Here is a 267-nt window from a genome sequence, read left to right on the forward strand (position 1 = left end):
GAATGTTATCTACAGCTAGCCTTGTGCATGTTGACATGCCTGTCATTTTTTCTGATAAATTTTTACGCAAAGGATTAGTGAATTATGTTTCTATCTCGAAAGCTAGAGGCTTTTATGGCCGTAGTCGAAAATGGCTCGCTGAGTAAGGCCGCAAGGGTGATGAACAGGACTACACCTCCGGTAGCAAAGTCGATCAAAGACTTTGAAAATATAATAGGGAAAAAGCTTTTTAAAAGAGAGAAATTTGGTATGAGTTTAACAAGGGAT

At 38.6% G+C, this 267-nt stretch carries 1 protein-coding gene; it reads left to right on the plus strand.

The features are described 5' to 3' along the window. Positions 1–84: 84 nt before the first annotated feature. Positions 85–267: helix-turn-helix domain-containing protein (locus V1952_RS22735; protein ID WP_420075657.1), on the plus strand; the 183-nt coding region annotated here is incomplete at its 3' end.

Origin of the sequence: Yersinia sp. 2542 StPb PI, assembly GCF_048593855.1 — a bacterium.
Lineage (GTDB): Bacteria > Pseudomonadota > Gammaproteobacteria > Enterobacterales > Enterobacteriaceae > Yersinia > Yersinia enterocolitica_E.